The sequence below is a fragment of the Sneathiella sp. genome (genome assembly GCF_036844445.1).
In the GTDB taxonomy this organism is placed as follows: Bacteria; Pseudomonadota; Alphaproteobacteria; order Sneathiellales; family Sneathiellaceae; genus Sneathiella.
In genome coordinates this window covers 68,114-90,675 of record NZ_DAIUFV010000005.1, presented here as the reverse complement: position 1 = coordinate 90,675, position 22,562 = coordinate 68,114, and the positions used below count along the sequence as shown (strand labels likewise).

Sequence of the window (22,562 nt, the reverse complement as noted above, 5' to 3'; positions counted from 1 at the left end):
GCGCACATTCCATGTCTATTAAAAAAGGGGGCCTTGGGCCCCCTTTTGCTTAGCTTGCGATCTTGTCGCGCGAGGCTTTCTTGCGCTCGTTCGGGTCGAGATGGCGTTTGCGAAGGCGAATATTCTGCGGCGTCACTTCCACCAGCTCGTCATCATCGATATAGGCGATCGCCTGCTCGAGCGAGAGCTTGCGCGGCGTCGTCAGCCGCACCGCTTCGTCGGTGCCGGCGGCGCGAATATTGGTGAGCTGCTTGGCCTTCAGCGCGTTGACTTCAAGATCGTTGGGCCGGTTATGCTCCCCGATGATCATGCCTTCATAGACGTCAACGCCGCTGCCGATGAAGAAGAAGCCACGTGCTTCGAGGTTCCAGAGCGCGAAGGCAACAGACTTGCCGGCCGAATTGGAAATGAGAACGCCGTTCCGCCGTCCCGGAATCTCGCCCTTATGCGGCACATAGGAATGAAACAGCCGGTTCATAATGCCGGTGCCGCGCGTGTCGGTCATAAATTCGCCGTGATAGCCGATGAGGCCGCGCGTCGGGCAGAGGAAGGTGAGGCGCGTCTTGCCGCCGCCCGAGGGCCGCATATCGGTCATCGTGCCTTTGCGAAGCGCAAGCTTCTCGACGACAATCCCGGAAAATTCGTCATCGACGTCAATAACGACTTCTTCGAGCGGCTCCAGCCGTTCCCCGTTCTCGCCGGTCCGATAGAGAACGCGGGGGCGGCTGATCGAAAGCTCGAAGCCTTCGCGGCGCATGGTTTCGATGAGAACGCCAAGCTGCAACTCGCCGCGGCCGGAGACGATATAGGAATCGGCTTCGGGGCTATCCTCAACGCGGATCGAGACGTTGCCTTCCGTTTCCTTCAGAAGGCGCGCGCGAATGACGCGGCTTTGCACCTTGTCGCCGTCGCGCCCCGCGAGCGGGGAGGAGTTGATGGCGAATGTCATCGAGATGGTCGGTGGATCGATCGGCTGCGCATCGAGTGGCTCGGTCTCGTCTGGCGTGCCGAGCGTGTCGGCGACCGTCGTCTTCATGAGGCCCGCGACGGAAACGATATCACCGGCGCGCGCTTCCGAAATGGTCTCGCGTTCCAGCCCGCGGAAGGCCATGATCTTGCTGATCCGCGCGTCTTCAATCTTGCCGCCCTTGCGGCTGAGGCCCTTTACCGGATCGTTTGTGCGCAGCACACCGCTTTCCACCCGTCCGGTAAGCAGCCGTCCGAGATAGGGGTTGCTTTCAATCGTCGTGACAAGCATGCGAAACGGCGCGTTTACATCCACGTCCGGCGCCTTGACATGGCGGACGATCAGATCAAACAGCGGGTGCAGGTTCTCACGCGGCTCGGAAAGGTCGGTCACGGCCCAGCCTTCCTTGGCGGAGGCATAGAGGACCGGGAAATCGAGCTGCTCTTCGGTTGCATCGAGCGCCACGAGCAGATCGAAACACTCGTCCAGCACCTCATCGGCGCGGGCGTCGGGACGGTCGGCCTTGTTAATCACGACAATCGGGCGCAGGCCAATGCTGAGCGCCTTTTGCGTCACGAACTTGGTCTGCGGCATCGGGCCTTCGGCCGCATCGACCAGGACGACGACGCCGTCCACCATATTGAGGATGCGTTCCACCTCGCCGCCAAAGTCGGCGTGACCCGGCGTGTCGACGATATTCAGGCGATAGCCACCCCATTCAACGGAGGTGCATTTTGCAAGGATCGTAATGCCGCGTTCTCTTTCGAGGTCGTTGCTGTCCATGGCCCGTTCGGCGACTTTCTGGTTGTCGCGGAAGGTGCCGCTCTGCTTCAAGAGACCATCCACAAGGGTCGTTTTCCCATGGTCGACATGGGCAATAATCGCGACGTTCCGAATTTCCATAAATTTTTCTTCGCCTGAGAAAAAGAGCGCCGCAGTATACAGGTCGTCGCGTGATTGGCAAGCGATCCTTTCGCAGTCGCACAATTTTTCTCGCCGCCATTGCGCGGGCGGTGAGAGGGTGCAGACGCCCGCGCGTGCGGCCGTTTTCTGTAATGTGGGTGGTTGCCAATTATTTTAAAGGGTGTCACGATGCCGGAAAAAGAATTCAGGGAATTAGTCACAACGCTGTCGGTGCCTGCCGCAAGCCGCATCCTGCCGAACGCAGCTTTCATTGCTAACCAAAAACTAAGGAAAAAAACATGTCAGATGTCCTTCTGGAAACAATCGAAGACGGCATTGCAACCGTCACCATGAACCGGCCCGAGGCGCGCAACGCCTTCACGCCTGATATGATGGCGAAGATGACGGCGACGTTCGAGCGGCTCGCTGTGGATAAATCCGTCCGGGCGGTTGTCCTGACGGGAGCAGGCGACGCCTTCTCGGCGGGCGGCGACGTCAAGAGCTTTGCCGCCAAGGCCGGGGAGAAGGTCGATCTGAACAACCGTATCCAGGAGCTGCGCAACCGGATGCGCATGTGCACGACGCTTTATGAGATGCCGAAACCGACCCTCGCGGTCATTCCGGGGCCGGCGGCCGGGGCGGGCTTTTCGCTCGCCATGGCCTGCGATATGCGGATCGCGGCGGATGAGGCGAAAATCACGACGGCCTTCTCGAAGGTCGGCCTGTCGGGCGACTTCGGCGGCTCCTATTTCGTAACCAAGATGCTTGGCGAAGCAAAGACGAAGGAGCTTTATTTCTTCGCGGATGTGCTGATGGGCAAGGACGCGGAGGCAATCGGCCTCGTCAACAAGTCGGTTCCGGCGGCGGAACTCCCGGCGGCGGCAGCGGCGCTTGCCAAACGTCTCGCCTCCCTGCCAACCGTTGCCATCGGCTATATGAAGAAGAACATTGCAACGGCCTCCCACGGCACCCTCACCGACGTGCTCGACTGGGAAGCAAACCAGATGATCCGCGCGTTTGAGACCGAGGATCACAAGGGCGCGGCGACGGCGTTCGTCGAGAAGCGCGCGCCGGAATTCAACGGCCGCTGATAAGAAATAATGGGGGAGAGCGGCGGCGCATCGCGCCGCGCTCTCTTCGCTATCCCCAAAGCGCCGATGTCGGCGGATGCAGAATGCTGCCATCGAAGGTAAGACCGTTCTCGCGATCTTTCTCAAGCAACAAAGGCCCATCGAGATCAATGAAGCGCGCGAAAGACGAGAGATAGAGCGCGGGCGCCATGCCAAGGCTGGTGCCGAGCATACAGCCGACCATCACGCCGAGCCCGTAGCCGCGCGCCGCCTCGGCGAGCAGCAGGGCCTCAGTAAGCCCGCCAGTCTTGTCGAGCTTGATATTGATAAAGTCATAGAGCGCCGCGACCTCGTTGAGTGTTGCGGTATCATGGGCGCTCTCATCGGCGCAGATGGGGACAGGCCGATCAATATCGCCAAGAATGGCATCATCGCCTGCGGGGAGTGGCTGCTCGATAAGCTCGACGCCAAAATCGGCCATCCGCGGGCAATAGTCCACCATCATATCGGCATCCCAGGCCTCATTGGCATCGACAATCAGCCGGGCCCTTGGCGCACTCGCGCGCACCGCGGCAACCCGCTCAAGATCGCCCGCGCCGCCGAGTTTCAGCTTGAGGAGCGGGCGGTGCTGTTCTGCCTTCGCCGCCTCGCCCATTCTCTCCGGCGTATCCAGCGACAGCGTGTAGGCGGTGACGACCGGTCCGGGGGCGCGAATGCCGGCGATCTTGGCGACGCTGTTGCCGGTAAGCTTCGCTTCCAGATCCCAAAGCGCGCAGTCGATTGCGTTTCGCGCGGCGCCGGGCGGCAGGACGGTCAGCAGCCCGTCGCGCGTCAACTCATCCGCGACAAAGGCGCGGACGGAGGAAATCTGGCCGAGAACCGAGCGGATGCTCTCGCCGTAGCGGGCGTAAGGGACGCATTCGCCCCGCCCCGTAACCTGCCCTTCCGTGATCTCCACAATGATAACTTCGGCAGTGGTTTTAGCGCCGCGGCTGATGCGGAAGCTGCCTTTTATGGGCCAGCTTTCCGCGCGCGCAGCAAGCGAGCGCTTGCTCATGGCAGATTGTCGACGATGCGGGCGGTGCCGTCGCGGAACGGATCGACGGTCGGCAGGCCCAGCCTTTTCTCAACGCTGGCAAGATAATCGGTGCGCGCCTCCTCCGGCAGGCCGGAGCTGTTGATGGCGATACCGTAGAAGGCGGCGTTTTTGTTGGTGAGCCGCGCTAGGGCCAGATTGAGCTCCATACATTCCTCAAGCCCCGGGATCGGCATATGCGGCAGGCCGCGCATATGGATGCGTGTCGGCTCGTGGCAGAGGATAAGCGCATCGGCCTGTGCGCCGTGCAGAAGGCCGAGACTGACGCCGGCGTAGGATGCGTGAAAGAGCGAGCCCTGACCTTCGATCAGGTCCCAGTGATCCGCATCATTGGCGGGAGAGAGCATTTCCACGGCGCCGGAGATGAAATCGGCGACGACCGCATCGATGGAGATGCCCGACCCGGCAATGAAGATGCCCGTCTGTCCGGTGGCGCGAAAGTCGGCTTTCATGCCGCGCGCCTTCATTTCTTTCTCAAGGGCGAGCGCGGTGTACATCTTGCCGATGGAGCAGTCGGTGCCGACGGCGAGCAGGCGCTTGCCGCTCCGGGGCGTGCCTTTGCCGGTCGGGATCGTCTGGGTCGGATGGCGCACGTCAAAGAGGGTGCGGCCGTTACGCTCGGCGGCGGCTTTGATCTCGGGGATGCTGCCAAGGCGGATATGCAATCCGCTCGCGACATCGAGCCCGGCGTCGAGCGCCTCCGTGATGACGGAAATCCAGTGGTCGGGGAGAAAGCCGCCTGAATTGACGATGCCGACGATCATGGTCCTCGCCCCGTTCTCGACCGCCTCTGCAATGCCCATGTCGGCAATGCCGAGATCGGCTTTGCAGCCGGGGAGCCGAAGCTGGCCGCTGCACCAGTCAGGACGCCAGTCGACAATCCCCTTCGCCGTTTTGGCGGCGAGCTGATCGGCGACGTCGCCAAGAAACATAAGATAGGGATTGTGCATTTCTTTCATGGAGTCTTTCGTCCCGTCTGGCTGATCTGCCTCAGTCCGGCAATGCGTCTTTTTTCTCCAGCCGGTCCTGCTCCGCCTGCAGCTTTTCAAGTTCGATCTGCACCTGTTTCATGCACTCATCGGATGCCCATTCCCGGTGCTCCCCGCGGGCATAGGCGAGGGCGTTACGATAGTAGAGAAACGCATTCATCCGGCAGCGGGTGTAATTGTTCTGCGTGCGGACGACTTTCCCGGGCGTTCCCATAACGATGGAGTTGTCGGGAATGACGGTTCCTTCCTTGAGGAAGCTATGCCCGGCGATGATGCAGTTGTTCCCGATCACGCAATCATCCATGATCGTCGTGTTGATTCCGATCAGGCAGTTGTCACCGATGGTGCAGCCGTGGATCGTGCAATGGTGCGTGATGGAACAGTGCGCGCCGATAATCGTCGGTGAATTGCTGCCGATATGGATCATCGCGAAATCCTGGATATTGGTATATTCGCCGATGACGACTTCCGAGGATTCCGAGCGGATAACCGTGTAGGGCCAGAGCGAGGCGCCTTTTTCAATGCGCACCTTGCCATAGATCTGCGCGCTCGGGTGGATAAAGGCGGCGTCGTTGATGAGGACGTCCGGGCCGAATTCTGACATCTCCTGCTCCCTGCTTTTTATTTATTTTCAGGGATATCGAAGGCGACGTCAAACGGATGTTGGTGAAAAATCGGCTATTCGAGTTCGAGCTTCCAGCTTTGCGTCTTCATCCAGTCCGAAAATGTATCAAGGTCAATCGGCCGGCTCATGAAATATCCTTGCGCGGCATCGCAGCCGAGTTCTTCCAGCATGCGCCAGATCTGCGCATCCTCGACCCCTTCGGCAACCACCGACAAGCCGAGATTGCGGGCAAGATCGAGCAGCGTATGAACAATCACCTCATCATCGGCGACGCGGGACATGTTGAGCACGAAGCTCTTGTCAATCTTGATCTCATCGACGGGCAGCTTGCGCAGATATGCGAGCGACGTGTAGCCCGTGCCGAAATCGTCGATCGAGAGGCAAACGCCAAGATCATGCAGTTTGAAGACAACCTCGCGCGCCCGGTTGACATCTGAAATGATCGCGCTTTCGGTGATTTCAAGCTTCAGCAATTCCGCCGGGAAGCCGGTTTTCTTCAGCTTGCGATCCACCATGTCCGGGAAGGTCGGATTGTGCAGGATCAGCGCCGAAATATTGACGGAGACGGAGAGCCGGAGCCCGTTTTCGAGCCACGATGCGCCCTGCCGGATCGCGCATTCCAGCACCCATTCGGTCAGCGCCTCAATCGAGCCGGACCCTTCGGCGAGCGGAATAAAGGTGTCGGGGAAGAGAAGACCCTGCTTCGGATGCTTCCAGCGGACCAGCGCCTCGACGCCGATGACCCGCTGATCCGAGATGCGGACGATCGGCTGGTAGTTGAGCAGCAGCTGATCCTGGGCGATGGCTTCGGGCAGGTCCTGCGCAAGGCGGAGCTGTCGCCGCCTGATAAAGTCATCCTCATGCGTATAGAGGACCGTCGAGACTTTCTTGCGCTTCGCCGCATAAAGGGCGGCAACGGATTTATGGAACAGGCTGTCGGCCGTGTCGTGATCATTCAGATTGGCGAGCCCCATGGAAATGCTGACATCGGTTTTCTGACTGTCGATGATATAGGGCTGGCGAATCTCCTGCAGCACCCGCGATGCGTAGCTGTCGACCGGATCGACAAATCTCTGGTCGAGGGCGAAGAGGGCGAACTCGTCATCTCCGAGGCGGCCGATGATGGAGTTGTCCGGCGCAATGTCGATCAGCCGCGTCGCGACGCGCTTCAGGACCTCATCGCCGAAGTCATGGCCGCGGATCTCGTTGAGGACGCGGAAATTGTTGATGTCGAGAATAATCAGCGAGGCCGGGATTTTGAGGGCATGCGCCTTTTCGATGGCCTTTGCGATCCGCATCCGGAACTTGCTGCGACCAGGCAGCGCGGTCAGCGGATCCTCTTCGATAAAGGCGGAGAGCTCCATCTCGAGGATGGTGGTGCGATTATTCAGCTTGCATAGCCTGTCAGCATTGAAAAGCGCGGTTTCAAGCCGGTCGGCGCTGAGTTCCGAGCGCGCGACACACTCCGATGCGCCCTGGCGCAGGTAGCCGAGCGAGCCATCGATGACGATAACCGGCAGGAACGGCGGCTCGCCTGCGACCGAGGTCAGTATATGCATGCAGATGTCATTTTCATCCGCACCGTCTACGATGATACAATTATAAACACCGGCCGAAATATCCTTCGCGATGGATTCGTCATAGGTCGTCTCGTGGCCGCTGACGGGGATATCGATGCTGCGACAGAAGTCGAGAATCTCGGTCCCGCGTTCAAGAATGAGAAGTTTGAGCTTGCTGTAATTCAGTCTGAGGACGCGTCCGCGCTCGGCCCCGGAAGTCGCCCTTCCAGTGACATCTCGGTTTTTGATCTGCCGGGAAGCTAAACCTTTTATCGTCAATGCACTGTTCTCTTTCGGTTTTTGTTCCCGCGGCCCGCGCCGCCGCGAAAGTTGAATGTCTCATCACCAACTTATAAGCGGTGGATGTAAAGAAGGTATTAATTTTTACAAAATGCGACGGAATCAGCAAAAGCTTATATTGCTAATTTATGAACACCTCATGAAAGCACAATAGGCGCGCTGTCACAACATTTTCAATATAATCTGAACCGCGATGCAGGGTCGGAGGCAAAATGAAAAGGTCTGGAAATCCAGACCTTTTTCCGACCAAAAATAAATTTTGGAACTTATTCGAGAGTTTTGAGATAGGAAATAACGTCTTCGCGTTCGCTTTCCTTCTTCAGCCCGACGAAGCTCATCTTCGTCCCCTTGACGAAGCTGCGGGGCTTCTCGAGATATTTGTCGAGGGTATCCTCGTCCCAGACGAGATCCGCCTCGATCATGGCCTTCGAATATTTATAGTCCGCTCCGGTGCCCGACTTATTCCCGAAAATACCGTGCAGGTTAGGCCCCACCTTGGCGCCGGCGCCTTCTTCCGCGGTATGGCAGCTCTGGCATTTCTTCTGGAAGATATCCTCACCTTTCGCGGCGTCCCCCGATGCCAGCGCCGGCAGCGCCGTCAGGGACAGGGCAAGAGAAAGCCCGACTGCCACTACATTCATTCTCTTCATAATAACCTCCATCTTCCACGGCGCATCGCCATGTTCAGGAGTCCGGATATCATAGCGGGGAGAGTGATAACAGGGGGCATATTGTCGCGGAGCGGCAGGCATCCGATTAAGACTATCTTAACAGAATTTCGCGACAGTGAAGGTTCGAGATATGTCAATGACGGGAGCCAATGTGTCTACGAACGGTTCTTTAAGTCCTGCGGATGTCGAGCGGCTGCTGACGGACCGCTCGGCGGCGGCGCGGGCGGCAACGGTTGAAAAGATCGCCGGCGGGATGAGCGGATCAGCCTTCACGGAGGCGGAGCGGCGGGAAGCCGAAGCGATCTTCCGCCTGCTGGTAAATGATGCCGAAGTGCTCGTGCGTCAGACACTCGCGGAGACGCTGAAACTCGTTCCCGATCTCCCCCGTGACATCGTCAAAACCCTCGCAAGCGATATCGCCGATGTCGCAACGCCGATGCTGAGCTATTCAACCGCGCTCAGCGACGAGGATCTGCTTGAGATCATCAGCCAGAAATCCGACCTGCACCAGATGGCGATCGCCCGTCGCAGCACGGTCTCGGAGCTCGTCTCGGAACGGCTCGCCGAGGCGGGATCGGAAGATGTCGTCGCAACGCTGATGCAGAATGACGGCGCGGAAATTTCTGAAAACACCTATGTAAAAGTGCTTAACCAGTTTAAGGACAGTGATAAAGTCAAGGCGCCCATGGTCCGCCGGGCCGCCTTGCCGATCACGGTAACCGAGCGCCTCGTCAGCATGGTCTCGGACAAGCTGCGTGAACATCTGGTCACCCACCACGAGATGCCGCCCGGACTGGCGACGGACATTATCCTTGAAAGCCGCGAGAAAACCATGATTGGCTTTATCAAGGACGGCGCAAGCCATGCGGAACTCGTCGAACTGATCGATCAGCTTCACGCCAACGGCCGGCTGACGCCGACCATTATTCTCCGGGCGCTCTGTGTCGGGGATGTGGACTTCTTCGAAACGGCGATGGCGAAATATGCCAATATCGCCGTCTCCAACGTGCATATTCTGGTCAATGATGCGGGTGGCAACGGGCTCAAACGGCTTTGCGAAAAATCCAATATTCCCGGCGGCCTGCAGGACATCATGCGGGTTGGCCTGGATGTTGCGGCGGAGCTTGATTTCGACGGCACCCCCGGCGATCGGGAACGCTACCGCAACCGCGTGATCGAGCGCGTACTGACGCATTTCCAGGATGAATTCGACGGCGACAATGTCGATTACCTGATCGGCAAACTCGGCAATAGCAAAGCGGCCTGATCGGCGCGGGCCTACGCCTGCTTGCGGCGGATGCTGATCACCTTTCCGGCTTGGCTTGGGTAGGACACACCCTTGAAGCGGTCTTTTCGCGCATTCAGCGCCTGTTGCATCGCGGCGGGCATCGCGGCCGCTTTCGGCGCCGGTCCCGCCCTGTCGAGATGCATCACCATCTGCTCCGATGTCGCGGCGAGAAAGCCGTCATCGCGGTGACGCATTTCAAAGAAAAGATGCATCCGCTTCTCATCACAGTCGAGGACGCGCACGAAAATGCTCAGCGGATCGCCTTTCTTTACCTCCTGCAGGTAGCAGACATGCGTTTCGAGGACATAGACCGTGCAGTTGGACGCCTTCCGATAGGCGCGCGTCAGGCCAATCTCGTCGAGCAGGATATCAAGCGAATTGTCGAATATCAGAACATAGTAGGCGACATTCATATGATCGTTATTGTCGATCCATTCCGGCAGGACCGTTTGTTCATGCAGGCGCGTCAATGCGGAGTTACTCATAAGCGAACTTCCTATTCTTCTTCTTCCTTTACGCGGCGGTTTGCCTGTATGATACGGGCAATAATACCCGCTGGCCAGAGTGGTCGACAGAAAGGGAACGCAAGATGGCGGAAAAACATCCGGAGATAGATCAGGTTATAGCCAAGCTTTCGAAACTGCTCGGGGATCGCTGCTCGACCGCCGCCGCGGTGCGCGACCAGCACGGCAAGGATGAAAGCTGGCACACGGTTGAGGCCCCGGATGCGGTCTGTTTTGCGACGAGCACTGAAGAGGTTTCGGCGATCATCAGGATCTGCGCCGCACATAAGGTGCCGGTTATCCCTTTCGCCGCAGGCACGTCGCTCGAAGGGCATGTCAACGCGGTTGCGGGCGGGATTTCGATCGACCTCAACCACATGAATGCGATCCTGCGCGTCAGTCCCGAGGATCTCGACTGCACGGTTCAGCCCGGTGTGCGGCGAAAGCAGCTCAATGAGTATTTGCGCGATACCGGGCTCTTCTTCCCCGTGGATCCGGGCGCCGATGCATCGATTGGCGGCATGGCGTCAACCCGCGCCTCCGGCACAAACGCGGTGCGCTATGGCACGATGCGCGAGAATATTCTCAGTCTCAAGGTCGTGTTGCCGGATGGGCGCATCATCTCGACCGGCCACCGGGCCAAGAAAAGCGCCGCTGGCTATGACCTGACAAAACTCTACATTGGTGCGGAGGGGACGCTCGGCATCATCACCGAGATCACGCTCCGTCTTTACGGCATTCCGGAGGCGATTTCCGCCGCGACGGTGTCGTTCCCGGATATCGAGGGCGCCGTGCAATCGGTGATCCAGACGATCCAGAACGGTATCCCCGTCGCGCGCATCGAACTTCTTGATGATGTTCAGGTCGACGCCGTCAACCGCTATTCAAAGCTCGATCTGCCGGTTCAGCCGACGCTGTTCCTGGAGTTTCACGGCAGCAATGCCTCGGTCCGCGAGCAGGCGGAGCAGGTGAGCGCGATTTGCCGCGACTTCGGCGCCGGCGACTTCCAATGGACGACGCAGGCCGAGGAGCGCACAAAGCTCTGGCAGGCGCGGCACGACGCGGCCTATGCCGCCATCGCACTTCGCCCGGGCGCATCACTCTGGGCGACCGATGTCTGTGTGCCGATCTCCCGGCTCGCCGACTGCATTCGCGAGACCAAGAAGGATCTGGACGAGAGCTTCCTCGTTGCCCCGCTTGTCGGCCATGTCGGCGACGGCAACTTCCATCTCTGCTTTGTGATCAGAAAAGAAGATCCTGCGGAAATGGCGGAGGCCGAGCGGATCAATGCCCGGCTGGTCGAGCGCGCGTTGTCCATGGACGGGACCTGCACGGGCGAACACGGCATCGGCCTTGGCAAGATAAAATATATGCATCTTGAGCATGGCGAGGCTGTCGAGGTGATGGCGGCGCTGAAGCAGGCGCTGGACCCCGATAACATCATGAACCCCGGAAAAATCATTCCCGCCCGCGCTGCGGAGTAGCGCCGGGAATCCGCGCGGACCCCGCAACGACAACAACCGCGGTGCGACGTCATCTCGCGGTGGTCAGGAGGTGCATTTCGCGACTTTGAGCTTGCCGGGAAGGCGCGTCTTGTCATCGCCGCAGGCGGCATCGATCTGCTCCTGCTTCAGTCCTCTCGCGTCTTTCAGGTTTGCCCCTGAAAGATTGGCGCCCCAGAAGAGGGCGTCCGCGAGGCGGGAGCCGGAGAAATCCACATTCGTTAGATTGGCGCGGTAGAAGTTCGCGTAGCGGATATCCGCATGATCAAGGCGCGCGCCTGAAAGATCGACCCGAATGAACTGCGCATTGGTAAGCTCGGCCCGGGTCATTGTCGCGCCGATCATCACCGCGCGCTTGAAGTTGACGCCCGACATTTTCGCGCCGGTGAAATTCGCATCCGCGAGCCTGGCACGTTTGAAATTGGCGTTGCGGATGTCGGCATCCTGGAACATGCCGCCTTCAATTTCCGCGCTGTCGAAATCCGCATTGCGAAGGTCGGCACGGCTCAAGGTAGCGTTTGCCATCATCGCCTTTTCGAGATCGGCATCCTGCAAGATCGCCTGCTCCAGATTGGCCGATATCAGGATGGCCTTTTCCATGTCGGAGCGCCGTAAATCGGCGCCGGCAAGGTTGGCGTTGCTGAAATCGACGTGCTTCAGGAATGAATCGCGGAAGTTTGCCGCGGCTAATTGTGCCTCTCTCAACTCCTGGTACTGAAGCTTGGCGCCGCGCAGATCGCAGCCGCCGCAACTGCGGGTCGCGCTCAGCTTTTCAACGTCCTCAGCCTTGAAAGCGGCCACGCTCGACGTCGTGACGACAAGAAACAGGATACTCGCAATCACTTTATTCATGGGGATGCTCCGACCGGCAGGGGTATGTTGATTTGGTTACCGTTTCATTTTACAGCTAATATTTCTACTTGCGAATTCAATTGTCTTGATGTTTGACAGGATAACGGACGGCTGTCACTATCTGACGAAAGCAAGAATGATAATGCGGTGCGGGGCCAAGTTTCGGCATCGCCAAATGGTGTATTCTCAAAGGTATATTCTCAACATGATAAAAGCCATCCTGTGGGATTTCGGCGGCGTTCTGACGACGAGCCCATTCGAAGCGTTCGCCCGATTCGAAATCGAGCGGGGACTGCCGAAAGACTTCATCCGGAAAATCAATGCGACCAACCCTGACACGAACGCCTGGGCGCAGTTTGAACGAAGCGAAATCACGCTGGACCAGTTCGACAGGCTTTTTGAAGCGGAATGCGCGGCGCTTGGCCACTCGGTTGCCGGCGCGGATATTATCGCGCTCCTCGGCGGCGCCGTCCGGCCCAACATGGTCAATGCCCTTAACATCTGCCGCGAAAAATACAACTGCACCTGCCTCACCAATAATGTCGCCTCGGGCAAGGGGCCGGGCATGGCGCGCGATGCCGCGTCGCAGGCCGCCGTGCGCGAGGTGATGGCGCTGTTCACGCAAGTCATCGAATCCAGCAAGATCGGACTTCGCAAGCCCGATCCGAAAATCTATGAATATGCCTGCGAGCAGATGGGCGTTGCGCCGGAGGAAGTGGTCTATCTCGACGATCTCGGCATCAACCTGAAGCCGGCGGCCGCGATGGGGATGACAACCATCAAGGTGGTCAGCGAAGCGCAGGCGCTGCGCGATCTTTCGGCGGCATCCGGCCTCAGCTTTTCCTGATATCTGAGGCTGACGCCGGCGCCGCTTCTCCTCTTGCGGCTATTTTTCAGTTGCCCGATAGACGCCGTCCCAGCTTTCCGGCGGCGGCTCGGCCTGGAAGCCCTGGATACGCATGCGAAAGAGGGCGGCATATTTGGCAAGACGCTCGTTCGTCTCCGCGATCCGGTCGAGCTGCTGCAACGCGTCGTCCCACCGGCGGTCGAGATATAGCGCAAGGAAGCCTTCGATCAACGATTTCATGCTTTGGAAATCGGTGCGCGTTGCATGCTCCGCATCGCCGAAAAGGCCATAGATAAAGACGGCTTCCTCCTTGCCTTTAACGGCGATCAGATCGAGCTTGATGAGAGCATAATCGGGTATCGCGGCGGCGGTGCTTTCGCCGACGATGGGGCTGATACCATATTCCTTCGTCTGCCCTTCGAGGCGCGAGGCGAGGTTGACGGGATCGCCGAGCACCGAATAATCGAAGCGCTGCTCCGATCCCAGATTGCCGACGATACAGACCCCGGTATTGAGCCCGATGCCGATGCGCAGCGCCTTGAACGGGCGATTCTCGGCTTCGGCTTCCTCTTTCAGCTTCGCATTGAGATCGACGAGGCGAACGCGCATTTGCAGCGCGGCGTCGGCTGCATCCTTCGGGTGATGCGGATTTTCGAGCGGCGCATTCCAGAAGGCCATGATCGAATCGCCCATATATTTATCGACCGTGCCGTTGTGCCTCAGAATTTCGTCTGTCATCGGCGTCAGGAAGCGGTTGATCAGATGGGTGAGGCCGCGAGGATCGTGGCGATAGGCCTCGGAAATGACCGTGAATTCGCGCACGTCGCAGAACATGAAGGTCATCTCGCGCTCCTCGCCGCCGAGAACGAGGCTTTCGGGTGAGGCCGAAAGCCGCTCGACGAGCTCTGGCGAGAGATAATGCGCGAAGGCATTGCGTATGCGCGTTCGCTCCTGTTCCGTGCCCCGGTAGTTGGAATAGACCATCGTAATATAGACGAGGATCGAGACGAGAAGCGTGTAGCTCACGTCGATCAGGATAGACTTATAGACGAAAAAGAAAATCGACGAGCCGATCGCGGTCACGGAAATAAAGACCAGAAGCCCGAGCGTCGTCCGCGCCCCGACCAGCGGTGCAAGAAGGATCAGCAGTAACCCCGTGACAAGCGTGCCGGTCCATTCAAAAATGGCGATGAAGTCGGGCCGGAACAGATAGCTGTCGGTCCAGATATTTTCGAGCAGCTGCAGATGCATCTCCACCCCGGGCAGGTTCGCCATGAGAGGGGAGGCGCGCAGATCCTTCAGCCCGGTCGCCGATGTGCCGACGAGAACGAGCTTGCCGCTGATGCGGGCAGGGTCAACGGCGCCCGTCACTACGTCGAGCGCGGAGATATAGAGGGACGGATCATATTCGGCATATTTGATGCGGATGCGCCCGCGCGTATCGGTCGGCACGAGCGTTCCCGCCACCTTGAAACCGACGATACCGTTATCGCTCGCCTGGATAATCACATTGCGCTCCGTGGCGACGCGGAGCATATCAAGGGCGAGGGAGGGGATGATCTGATGGCCGACGCGGTTGGCGAGAGGGACGCGCCGGACGATGCCATCGAAATCCTGCGCAAGACTGATCATGCCGCGTCCTTTGGCGGCTTCGTCGAGCACCTCAATGTTCCCGATGAGCGCCGGATACCCCTTTAGATATTTTCGCGGGTGCGGCCCGAGGATCGCGAAAGACGGAATCCGGTTCAGCCCGAGATTGTTCGCGCCCGTGACGTTTGTAATAACCGATATCCCGAGAACAACCCGACTTTCGGCAATCGATTGTGCGAAGATATCGTCGAAGGAGGGCAGCGCGCGAAGCCGCTCTTCGATATCCGGCGGAAGATCCTGTATATTCTCTGGCATCTTATCCGGCGACAGGCGATCGGGCTCGGCAAACAGAATATCGAAGCCGATAACCGCCGCGCCCATTTCGGTCAGCTTGTCGACGAGTTCCGCAAGCAGTGTTCGCGGCCACGGCCATTGGCCGAGATGCAGCAGGCTCTGCTCGTCGATATCGATGACAATGACGGGGCGGGGGCTTTGCGGCTCGCGCGGGTGGGACTGCTGGTAGATGTCAAAAATACGATCACGAAAGCTGGAAAGGACGACGGGATCGTAAATCTGCAGAAAAAGCGCTGTGGCCAGCAGGAGAAGCGCCCAAACGCGACTGAGGCCGACGAAAGAAAGACGCGCGAGCGGATTTCTTGTTCGCATGGATGTGGCCACCGTCCCCCCGTTTTTATGTCCGCCAACGCGAAAATTGTCAGTAAATCGCTGTAAAATTTTCCCGTTAACTATACATGCGAAAAATTTTATGAAATATGTTTGAAATGTGGCATACTCAGTCGGTTGAAACCAGAGTGCTTAGATCTTTTTTTATCTTTATTCCCGTCTTTCCCTGATCGCCCCTCAAGCCGCGGTTCCGGGGAGGGGTGCTAAATTCTGTCGTGGCATTATTCGAATGGCAATAAATTTCTTCCGACCAGAGGTTCTCTTATATGAAACAGGAAGTATCGTCTGTCCTTGAGGGCCGCCCGCTTGCAGACTATCAAGCGCCCGAAGCGGGATCACTGCAACTTGGCGATGAACTGAAGCCGCTCGTTGCAGAATTCGTGCGGGACGGCGTTGACCTTCGGCTGATTGCCGAGGATGGCGACTTTATTACCATTCATGATTATTTTGCCTCCGGCCCCGGCGCCGATCTTGTGACCGCAGGCGGCGCGCGCCTCCCCTCCGACCTTGTCAGCAAACTTTCAGGCCCCGGGCCTCTCGCGCAATCGGCGACGGTGCAGTCCGACGCGGGCGGCCCGATCGGCGAGGTTGTCCGGCTTGAAGGCACGGTCAGCGCCCGCCATGCCGACGGGACGACCTCGGACCTTGTCGAAGGCGCCGCCGTTTATCAGGGCGATATCATAGAGACCGGCAGCGGCTCCTCCTTCACGATCGTATTTCTCGATGACACGCAATTTTCCATGAATGAGAACGGGCGGGCGGTGCTGGATGAGCTGATCTACAATCCGTCGGCCGGAAGCGGAAAGTTCGGTATTTCATTGCTCCAGGGGATTTTCTCTCTCATCAGCGGGCAGATCGCCAAGGACGAGCCGGAAAATGTCGATGTCAGGACGCCCGTCGGCACCATTGGTATCCGCGGCACCAGCTGGTCGGGCGAGGTCAGGAGTATCGGGGAGGAATCGGTTTTTACCCTTTTCACCGGGGCGATTGTCGTTACCAACGAAGCCGGCTCCGAACTTTTGACGCTGCCGAATCAATCGGTCATCGTCACCAGCTATTCCATCGCACCAAGCCAGCCGTTCCTGCTCAGCGACCAGCAGGCGATCGACCTTTACGGCGATGTCCTTCGGCTGATCAATCCGAACTGGTTCAGGGATGAGGAGGATTTCGATCCCGACAGGATCAATCCGGAGGGCGGCCGGCGCTCGCAAAACGGCGGCGGAGCCGGGTTCAATCCGTTCGTGGATGGCGGGATTGATGGCGGCCTCGTTGTCGGCGATCTTCTGAAGTCGGGCGATCTGCTCGGGGAAACCGATCTCGATCTCGACCGGCTGCGCGACCTGCAGGAAATTACCGGGCTTGGGCCTCAAACAAGCCTCAATGTCGTTTCGATCGCGGATCCGGTAACCGGCAGTACGCAGAGCTTCCAGATCGTGATCAGCCTGAGCGAACCGACCAACGTGCCGGTGACCATTACTTATGAGATTCGCGCGGGTTCGGCTTCCGGGGCGGATACAGGATTGCCGGGCGGCCTTGATTATATTGTCGAGGGGGGCAATAACGGGCAGATTGTTATTCCCGCCGGCGCGACGCGCGCAACCTTTACCGTCAGCGTCGTCGACGATGACGTGATCGAGGACGTCGAATTCTTTGTCATCGCGCTGACGGGCGCGCAGAATGCGAACATCAATGTGGCGTCCAGCCAGGCGATGGTCGTGATTACCGATGACGATATCGGCATTGTCACCCTCTCAAACGCCACCATCGGCGGCGTGCCCATCGTCGAGGGCGAAATTGTCAGCGCCGATGAGAGTGCTGGCGTTCTTTCCTTCGAGCTGACGCTCGACAAGGCGGTTGCGCCGGGTGTGACCGTCGCGGTCAACTATGTGATCACCGGAACGGCGACGGCGGGCACCGACTATCTCACCGACGGCGTGCAGACCGTCCTTTTTGAAGGCGGCGAAACCGGGCTCGCGCCCGGCGCCAAGGCGGTCGTCAATATCACCCTTCTTGATGACAATATCGTTGAAGCAGCGGAAACCCTCACGCTCACGCTGGTCGGCGGGTCGAGCAATGTTGTCGTCGCGAACGGCTCCGAGGGCATCAGCATTGTTATCGAGGATAACGACTATATTCCTATCGAAATTGGCGAGCCAATGCCCGCGGACGTCACGGAATCAGCAGAGGGCGACGCCATAAACGACGGCTCCATCGGGATTACCGGGGAGATCGTGGCCGTGTCATTCGATGCCGTGCAGGCGGACTTTGCGAGCCTTGGCCTGACATCGCGGGGCAATCCGGTTGTCCTTGGCGGGCTTGGCACCAACACGGTGACGGGGTCGGCGAATGGCGTCCCGGTTTTCACGGCGACGCTCAATATCGACGGATCCTATGATTTCACGCTTCTGCAGCCGATTGATCATCTCGATGCGGACGGCGCCAATCTTGACATGATCGGCTTTGATCTCGCCTTCACGGTAACGGGGCCGACCGGCGTCACGGCATCCGGCGTCCTGCCGGTGCATATCGCCGACAGCGGACCGACCCTCGGGACGGTCGCATCTGTGGTCATTTCCGAAGAGGCCCTGCCGGAGGGCACCGATCCGTCGCCCGCCGATGCCGTGGTGAGCGGATCCGTTCCCGTTGATTTCGGTCTTGACGGCGCGGGAAGCGTCACGCTCGATCTCGACAGTCTGCCGACGCTCTCATCAAATGGCGATCCGGTCGTCTATTCGGTTTCGACATTGCCTGACGGGGTGACGATGCGCATTGCCGCCATGGCTGTGCCGCTAGAGGGGGCGGCCCGCCCGGTCTTTTCGCTCGATTTCGGGCCGGATCCGGAAGGCGAGGGGTATCGATATACGTTCACCCTGAAAGAGGCGATTGACCATGCGGAGACTGCGGACAGTCTCGATCTGTCGTTTGCCTATACCGTCACTGATCAGGACGGGACGGCGGCGAGCGGCTCGTTCACCGCGACGATCCTCGATGACATGCCTGTTGCGAGCCCGGATGCGGTAGAGCTACCGGCAGTCCCGCTGCCCGACTATAATCTTTTGTTCGTTCTCGACATGTCGGGTTCTATGGCGCAGATCGCCCCCGGCAGCGACGAGAGCCGTATCCAGCTGCTGCGCGGCGCCGTTGAAAAGATGCTGTCCGAATATGCGGGCGCCGCGCGGGAGATGAATATCACCATTCTCGCCTTCTCCTCGGCCGCCTCGATCGCCTATACCGGCAGTTCCATCGAGGAGGCGCGGGCCTTCGTCATGGATGCCGATAATCTGGTACCGGGCGGGCCGACAAATTACGCCGCCGCGCTTGCCAACACCCCGACGGGTGCCGAGGGGATACTTTCCGCGCAGCTCGCCGATCCGGGGCTGGACGGTTATACGACGACCGTCTATTTCATTTCGGACGGCGAGCCGAGTAACGGTCAGGCTGTTCCGACGGCGGGCGGCAACGGGTGGCAGCAATTTGTCGACAGCAATGATATCGAGGTGGTTGCAATCGGCCTTGGCAATGATGCGAGCGCCGTTGAACTCGCCAAAGTCGAAAACGCCGGCGATGATCCGGTTATCGTGACCGATCCTGCGGATCTCGCCGCGGTGCTGGTCGATATGGTTCCGGTGGTGGAGATGGATAACGTCGTAAGTTCCGGCTCCGTCGACAATCCCGGTGCGGATGGCGCGCGGCTCACGGCGCTGATCTATAACGGGGAGGAATATGAGATCCCGCAGAATGGCGATCCGCTTGTCATAGACACCCTGCTGAACGGGGAGTTCTCCATCGATGCGGCGGGCAACTATGTCTATAGTGCGCCGCCCGGCACGGAAGCGGGCGCGGTTGACAGCTTCGAATATGTCCTGACGGATGGCGACGGGGATACCAGCAGTACCTCCCTCACATTCACCTTCGTGGACACGGGCGTTGGCGATGTCGCTGCGTTTGCGAGCTTTGGGGCGCGGACTGCGATGATTGCGGGCACGGACTTCGGCGACACGCTTTTTGGCACGGCGGGCGATGACGTGATGTCCGGCCTCGGCGGTGATGACGCGCTCTTCGGAAATGGCGGGAATGATAGTTTGAGCGGCGGCGCGGGGGCGGATGTGTTCTATTTCACCTCGGTCAGCGACGGCCAGACGATCATCACCGACTTCGATGTGTCGGAGGACCATATCAATCTCGATCAGCTTTTTGACAGCCTCGGCTTACTGGCGGAGGAGCGCGGGCGCGGCGACAGCTGGGATTTGTCGGTCATCGACGGGACCGCGACGTTGAGCTTGCAGGCCGTTGGCGGGCCGACTATTGCGTTTGAGAATTATGCGACAGCGGATATCCGCGCGCTCGATGAGATTGCGTCAAAAATCGTGGTGGACGAATCCTAGCGACCGTCCGGCCGCTTTCGGGCTTTCATGTCGCGGACCCTCCGCTCATGCCAGTCGCGGGAATAATGGCCCTTGCCGAAAACCCTGATCGCGTTCATCAGCAGGACGAAAGCGAGCGCGCCGGTCGGCCAGAGAAACCACCAGTAATCCGTCGACGTGCTGAGATTAATGATGAAGAGGAGGAGAATGATCCCGCCATACATCATCGCGCGGTGATAAAATCTCGCCTGCTGCGCCGCCTTCACGTGGAACTGCGTGTCTCCCGCCTCATCAAATGATGCTTCCGCCCGCGGCGCCTCGGCCGCTGCTGTGGCCGGTGCCTCGCTGAGAATAAGGGAGTAAACGGGGATGGGCTCGGCGATGTTCTTGACTTCCCGGTTGCCGAGAAACCGGAATTCGCGCGGCAGATGGTGCTTGACCTGCTCGAAAGCCGAGCCGGAAATGCAAATGCCGCCGACCGGAGCCATGGCTTCCAGCCGCGCCGCCACATTGACCCCGTCGCCAAAAATATCGTCCTTATCGACCATGATATCGCCGACATTGATGCCGATGCGATAGAGCATCCGCTTGGCCGGCGGCTGGGTGCGGCCCTCCCGGTTGAGAATATTCTGCACCTCGACCGCGCATTCCACGGCGCGAACGACGCTTGGAAACTCGCCGAGGAGGCCGTCTCCCGTCATGTTGATCACGCGTCCGCCGTGGCGGCCGATATGGTCGAGAAAGATATCGCGGGTCTTTTTGAGGCGGGCGAGCGTTCTCTCCTCGTCGATATTCATAAGCCGACTGTATCCCGCCACATCAGCGCAAAGGATCGTTGTCAGCCTTCTGTCTATCTCCGAGGACATTCCGCGCCTCCCGGGCCTGCTTAGTGGTCCGAGGCGGAAGCGAAATTCTTCTCAAGGCCCGTTCGGAAGTTGAGGCCTTCCGGCGTCAGAATGATTTCCTCTTCCCAGTTCTCGCGCACCAGCCCTTTCCGGCTGAGCGCCGCCCACACCGATTTGTTGGCGAGGCCGCTCGCGTCGCGGCTTGCCACGACATACTGGCCGACATGCATATGATTGCCATGCGCATGGGGAAGGCGGGTGATCCGGACTTCACCGCTTTCGCCGACGGGGCTGCTGCTGTCCGGATTCTGGGCAAGAATCTGAAGGATCATGAGCGTCTTACTCTGGAGCGCATTGAGTTTTACCGGCTTTTTTTCCACGTTATTTCCTGCTGGTAGAGATGACACATTAGAGACGCGCGACGAATTCCGACACGGCCCGGCCGATATCGTCGGGGCTGTCTTCCTGAATGAAATGCAGCCCCTTGACGGTAACCTCGGTCTGGTTCGGCCAGGTTCGGCAGAATTCGCGCTGTGGGCCGATCAGGATAGAGCCCGGATCGGCGTTGATAAAGAGTTTCGGCAGATCGGTCTGGGTCAGCCATGAGGAATATTCCGAGACGAGCGCGACCATCTCTTCAGGTTCCCCCTCAATGGGGATCTCGCGCGGCCACGTCAGGGTGGGGCGGCGGTCTTCCCCGGCGTTGCGGAAGGGGCGTATATACTCGCGCATTTCATCATCCTCCAGCTTGCGAAGGATGGATGCGGGCAGCACCCGTTCGACGAAGATATTTTTCTCCAGAATGAGTTCTTCCCCGGCCGGGCTGCGAAACGCCTGAAAGATGTTGCGCGCGGCGTCCGGCCAGTCGTTCCAACTTGCGATGGGCGTGACGATCGCCTCCATATAGGCGATGCCTTTCATCGCCGCCTGATTGCGATAGGCCCAGTCGAAGCCGAGGGCGGATCCCCAGTCATGCACGACGAAGGTGGCATTGCGCGTTACGTCAAGATAGCCGAGCAGATCATCGAGAAACGCCCGATGTTCGCGGTAGCTGTATTTGTCGGGCCCGCTGTCTTCCAGCTTTTCGGAATCGCCCATGCCAATAAGGTCGGGTGCGATCAACCGGCCTTGACCCTCCAGATGCGGCATCACATTGCGCCACAGGTAGGAGGACGTCGGGTTGCCGTGCAAAAATACAATCGGATCGCCCTCACCCTCCTCAATGTAGGCCATTTTCAGCCCTCGGATGGTCGCGGATTTTTTCTTGTATCTGGTTGCTGCCGTCACGTCCGGTCGTCTCCTTTGTCACTTCCGTTCTGTCTTCAGCATCAAAATGGTCGCGCGGATAATAACACGAGCGGACAGTGCTGCACAACAAAAGAAGTAAAAAGGGGAGACGCCGGCGCCCGGCAGCCGTCTCTAGAAAGAGCGGGGCGCCACGCGTTTCTGATACCGGCTGACGACAAGCTTGACGTCGTCGACCGTGAGACCATCGCGTTTGAGAACGGCCAGCATGACCGGATCCGCAAACAGATCCTTCAAAGTGGGCTCGGGGTATTTCTGTACCTCAAATTCCATTGATACCTCCTCATGCGAACATCTTTGTGTCGCAATCCCTGTATGGAAGAAGGATGCGTCAATTCTATGACGGCAATTTGATTTTAAGTTGGAGAAGGTAAATTAAACGCTAACTGGCACTCGGCGGATCGTCGTCGTCATGATCCTCGCGGGTCAGCTTTTTTCGCTCCAGATCAGTGAGCTTGCGCTGGTTCTCGAGCCGTTCGAGCTTCTTCTGAAACCCCGTGCGGCCGTATTTGACACGGTTATCCCGCGCCTTGTCTTCTGCTTCCTTGCGGTTCCGCTTTTTGCGGAACTGATTCAGATTGACGACGTCACCCATGGAAGGC

General features: G+C 58.9%; 19 protein-coding genes. 5 read left to right on the top strand and 14 right to left on the bottom strand.

The features are described 5' to 3' along the window. Positions 1-49: 49 nt before the first annotated feature. Positions 50-1,870 (bottom strand): translational GTPase TypA, encoded by a 1,821-nt coding sequence (gene typA, locus V7Z56_RS11250; RefSeq protein ID WP_334129551.1) that lies wholly within the window; start codon positions 1,868-1,870, stop codon positions 50-52. Positions 1,871-2,169: 299 nt separating this feature from the next. Here typA and V7Z56_RS11245 point away from each other — a divergent pair, with 299 nt between their 5' ends. Beyond that, positions 2,170-2,961 (top strand): enoyl-CoA hydratase, encoded by a 792-nt coding sequence (locus tag V7Z56_RS11245; RefSeq protein WP_334129550.1) that lies wholly within the window; start codon positions 2,170-2,172, stop codon positions 2,959-2,961. 49 nt (positions 2,962-3,010) lie between these two features. Here V7Z56_RS11245 and dgcA read toward each other — a convergent pair whose 3' ends face one another. The 5 genes from dgcA to V7Z56_RS11220 form a co-directional block, all read right to left on the bottom strand. Then, positions 3,011-3,997 carry an N-acetyl-D-Glu racemase DgcA gene (gene dgcA / locus V7Z56_RS11240; RefSeq protein ID WP_334129549.1) on the bottom strand — a complete coding sequence of 329 codons (987 nt, stop codon included), beginning with the start codon at positions 3,995-3,997 and terminating at the stop codon, positions 3,011-3,013. Beyond that, positions 3,994-4,995, bottom strand: coding sequence for an N-acetyltransferase DgcN (dgcN, locus tag V7Z56_RS11235; RefSeq protein WP_334129548.1), 1,002 nt, complete (start codon positions 4,993-4,995; stop codon positions 3,994-3,996). The genes dgcA and dgcN overlap by 4 nt, the downstream gene beginning before the upstream one ends. 31 nt (positions 4,996-5,026) lie before the next feature. Beyond that, a complete protein-coding gene (locus tag V7Z56_RS11230) occupies positions 5,027-5,629 on the bottom strand; it encodes a gamma carbonic anhydrase family protein (protein ID WP_334129547.1) in 603 nt (200 codons plus the stop codon). A gap of 74 nt (positions 5,630-5,703) precedes the next feature. Next, on the bottom strand, positions 5,704-7,488 hold the full coding sequence (locus tag V7Z56_RS11225; protein ID WP_334129546.1) for a putative bifunctional diguanylate cyclase/phosphodiesterase: 1,785 nt from the start codon (positions 7,486-7,488) through the stop codon (positions 5,704-5,706). A gap of 287 nt (positions 7,489-7,775) precedes the next feature. Beyond that, positions 7,776-8,159, bottom strand: coding sequence for a c-type cytochrome (locus V7Z56_RS11220; protein WP_334129545.1), 384 nt, complete (start codon positions 8,157-8,159; stop codon positions 7,776-7,778). A 157-nt stretch (positions 8,160-8,316) separates the two neighbouring features. Between V7Z56_RS11220 and V7Z56_RS11215 the strand changes: the two genes are divergently transcribed. Beyond that, the gene (locus tag V7Z56_RS11215; protein WP_334129544.1) at positions 8,317-9,447 is read left to right on the top strand and encodes a DUF2336 domain-containing protein; all 1,131 of its coding nucleotides are present in this window, start codon (positions 8,317-8,319) and stop codon (positions 9,445-9,447) included. A gap of 11 nt (positions 9,448-9,458) precedes the next feature. Here the strand turns inward: V7Z56_RS11215 and V7Z56_RS11210 are convergent, their stop codons facing one another. Beyond that, the gene (locus V7Z56_RS11210) at positions 9,459-9,953 is read right to left on the bottom strand and encodes a thioesterase family protein (protein WP_334129543.1); all 495 of its coding nucleotides are present in this window, start codon (positions 9,951-9,953) and stop codon (positions 9,459-9,461) included. A gap of 104 nt (positions 9,954-10,057) precedes the next feature. On the opposite strand from V7Z56_RS11210, the gene V7Z56_RS11205 reads away from it, so the two are divergent. Next, a complete protein-coding gene (locus V7Z56_RS11205; protein WP_334129541.1) occupies positions 10,058-11,455 on the top strand; it encodes an FAD-binding oxidoreductase in 1,398 nt (465 codons plus the stop codon). A 63-nt stretch (positions 11,456-11,518) separates the two neighbouring features. On the opposite strand, the gene V7Z56_RS11200 is transcribed toward V7Z56_RS11205, so the two are convergent. After that, positions 11,519-12,325, bottom strand: a complete 807-nt coding sequence (locus tag V7Z56_RS11200; RefSeq protein WP_334129540.1) for a pentapeptide repeat-containing protein — start codon at positions 12,323-12,325, stop codon at positions 11,519-11,521. 205 nt (positions 12,326-12,530) lie between these two features. On the opposite strand from V7Z56_RS11200, the gene V7Z56_RS11195 reads away from it, so the two are divergent. Further along, entirely contained in the window at positions 12,531-13,172 is a 642-nt protein-coding gene (locus V7Z56_RS11195; RefSeq protein ID WP_334129539.1) for an HAD-IA family hydrolase, read from the top strand. A gap of 39 nt (positions 13,173-13,211) precedes the next feature. Here the strand turns inward: V7Z56_RS11195 and V7Z56_RS11190 are convergent, their stop codons facing one another. Next, positions 13,212-15,428, bottom strand: coding sequence for a CHASE2 domain-containing protein (locus tag V7Z56_RS11190; RefSeq protein WP_334129538.1), 2,217 nt, complete (start codon positions 15,426-15,428; stop codon positions 13,212-13,214). 284 nt (positions 15,429-15,712) lie between these two features. On the opposite strand from V7Z56_RS11190, the gene V7Z56_RS11185 reads away from it, so the two are divergent. Further along, positions 15,713-19,831: a Calx-beta domain-containing protein gene (locus V7Z56_RS11185; protein WP_334129537.1), complete on the top strand. Its 4,119-nt coding sequence runs from the start codon at positions 15,713-15,715 to the stop codon at positions 19,829-19,831. On the opposite strand, the gene V7Z56_RS11180 is transcribed toward V7Z56_RS11185, so the two are convergent. The 5 genes from V7Z56_RS11180 to V7Z56_RS11160 all read right to left on the bottom strand — a co-directional run bounded on the left by V7Z56_RS11180 (position 19,828) and on the right by V7Z56_RS11160 (position 22,555). Continuing rightward, the gene (locus V7Z56_RS11180; RefSeq protein WP_334129536.1) at positions 19,828-20,676 is read right to left on the bottom strand and encodes an adenylate/guanylate cyclase domain-containing protein; all 849 of its coding nucleotides are present in this window, start codon (positions 20,674-20,676) and stop codon (positions 19,828-19,830) included. The genes V7Z56_RS11185 and V7Z56_RS11180 overlap by 4 nt on opposite strands. A 20-nt stretch (positions 20,677-20,696) precedes the next feature. Next, a complete protein-coding gene (locus V7Z56_RS11175; protein WP_334129535.1) occupies positions 20,697-21,035 on the bottom strand; it encodes a hypothetical protein in 339 nt (112 codons plus the stop codon). A gap of 28 nt (positions 21,036-21,063) precedes the next feature. Further along, entirely contained in the window at positions 21,064-21,942 is an 879-nt protein-coding gene (locus V7Z56_RS11170) for a haloalkane dehalogenase (RefSeq protein WP_334129534.1), read from the bottom strand. Between the two features lie 132 nt (positions 21,943-22,074). Continuing rightward, complete coding sequence (locus tag V7Z56_RS11165; protein WP_334129533.1) at positions 22,075-22,233, bottom strand: hypothetical protein; 159 nt, start codon at positions 22,231-22,233, stop codon at positions 22,075-22,077. A 109-nt stretch (positions 22,234-22,342) separates the two neighbouring features. Beyond that, the gene (locus V7Z56_RS11160) at positions 22,343-22,555 is read right to left on the bottom strand and encodes a DUF4169 family protein (RefSeq protein ID WP_334129532.1); all 213 of its coding nucleotides are present in this window, start codon (positions 22,553-22,555) and stop codon (positions 22,343-22,345) included. Positions 22,556-22,562: the final 7 nt, after the last annotated feature.

What these genes read in the sequence shown, in the direction of transcription:
- V7Z56_RS11220 (WP_334129545.1), bottom strand. Translation starts at nt 8,159, where the DNA reads ATGAAGAGAATGAATGTAGTGGCAGTCGGGCTTTCTCTTGCCCTGTCC.
- dgcN (WP_334129548.1), bottom strand. Translation starts at nt 4,995, where the DNA reads ATGAAAGAAATGCACAATCCCTATCTTATGTTTCTTGGCGACGTCGCC.
- V7Z56_RS11205 (WP_334129541.1), top strand. Translation starts at nt 10,058, where the DNA reads ATGGCGGAAAAACATCCGGAGATAGATCAGGTTATAGCCAAGCTTTCG.
- V7Z56_RS11215 (WP_334129544.1), top strand. Translation starts at nt 8,317, where the DNA reads ATGACGGGAGCCAATGTGTCTACGAACGGTTCTTTAAGTCCTGCGGAT.
- V7Z56_RS11195 (WP_334129539.1), top strand. Translation starts at nt 12,531, where the DNA reads ATGATAAAAGCCATCCTGTGGGATTTCGGCGGCGTTCTGACGACGAGC.
- V7Z56_RS11180 (WP_334129536.1), bottom strand. Translation starts at nt 20,676, where the DNA reads ATGTCCTCGGAGATAGACAGAAGGCTGACAACGATCCTTTGCGCTGAT.
- V7Z56_RS11160 (WP_334129532.1), bottom strand. Translation starts at nt 22,555, where the DNA reads ATGGGTGACGTCGTCAATCTGAATCAGTTCCGCAAAAAGCGGAACCGC.
- V7Z56_RS11230 (WP_334129547.1), bottom strand. Translation starts at nt 5,629, where the DNA reads ATGTCAGAATTCGGCCCGGACGTCCTCATCAACGACGCCGCCTTTATC.
- V7Z56_RS11200 (WP_334129540.1), bottom strand. Translation starts at nt 12,325, where the DNA reads ATGAATAAAGTGATTGCGAGTATCCTGTTTCTTGTCGTCACGACGTCG.
- V7Z56_RS11210 (WP_334129543.1), bottom strand. Translation starts at nt 9,953, where the DNA reads ATGAGTAACTCCGCATTGACGCGCCTGCATGAACAAACGGTCCTGCCG.
- V7Z56_RS11245 (WP_334129550.1), top strand. Translation starts at nt 2,170, where the DNA reads ATGTCAGATGTCCTTCTGGAAACAATCGAAGACGGCATTGCAACCGTC.
- V7Z56_RS11165 (WP_334129533.1), bottom strand. Translation starts at nt 22,233, where the DNA reads ATGGAATTTGAGGTACAGAAATACCCCGAGCCCACTTTGAAGGATCTG.
- dgcA (WP_334129549.1), bottom strand. Translation starts at nt 3,997, where the DNA reads ATGAGCAAGCGCTCGCTTGCTGCGCGCGCGGAAAGCTGGCCCATAAAA.
- V7Z56_RS11185 (WP_334129537.1), top strand. Translation starts at nt 15,713, where the DNA reads ATGAAACAGGAAGTATCGTCTGTCCTTGAGGGCCGCCCGCTTGCAGAC.
- typA (WP_334129551.1), bottom strand. Translation starts at nt 1,870, where the DNA reads ATGGAAATTCGGAACGTCGCGATTATTGCCCATGTCGACCATGGGAAA.
- V7Z56_RS11190 (WP_334129538.1), bottom strand. Translation starts at nt 15,428, where the DNA reads ATGCGAACAAGAAATCCGCTCGCGCGTCTTTCTTTCGTCGGCCTCAGT.